Below are 623 nucleotides of genomic sequence, written 5' to 3' on the forward strand. Positions count from 1 at the left end.
CAGATAAGAATGCCGCGCGGCAAATCCTTTCCGCTCAAGGCGTTGGCGTATCTTTTCGCCTGTTCATACGCCTTCTGCAAATCTTTTCCCGGCGTCTTCATCTCAGCCAGAATATGGGCGGGCCAGAACAAGTCGATATAGCCCGTGCCGGCGGGCGCCGGTTCGCCGAATAAATCCGGCTCGGCGTCAAAACCGTCGCGCAGCGTTACCTTCCGTTCAAAGACGGCGACCTTGCTTCGCGGCACGCCGAAGACGTGGAAAAATTCGTTTTCAAACGTCTGCGCGTCCGCTTCTTCCCGCGCGGCGGGCGCGCGGTCCTTCCAGCCGTCCGCGAATTTCGCCGCCCGCGCTCTGATTTCATTCCAAGAGATAATAGCCATACGGATTCCCTCCGTGCCGTCCCGCAGACTGTATATGCCTCCGCGCAGCCGTGTCAACGAAACGCGGGATTCCGCGCCTCCCACGCGGGTATGCGTGACGCATACCCGAAGTTCTGTGACGCATACGCGGGAGTATGCCGCAGAACCCCGGAGTTCCGTGACGCATACCCGGAATTCCGCGGCTTATACCCGCGTCGGAGCGACGCATACCCGGAATTAAGCGGCTCATACCCGGAATTATGC

The 623-nt window shown here is 59.7% G+C and carries 2 protein-coding genes; both read right to left on the reverse strand.

From position 1 onward, the window contains the following. Positions 1–380, reverse strand: a 380-nt coding sequence (locus AWU74_RS07360) for a type IIL restriction-modification enzyme MmeI (protein WP_238580241.1), incomplete at its 3' end; no start/stop codon positions are given. A gap of 53 nt (positions 381–433) precedes the next feature. Beyond that, positions 434–623 (reverse strand): hypothetical protein (locus tag AWU74_RS12835; protein WP_238580242.1); only part of this gene is annotated, 190 nt, incomplete at its 5' end.

This window comes from Treponema endosymbiont of Eucomonympha sp., from assembly GCF_001028545.1.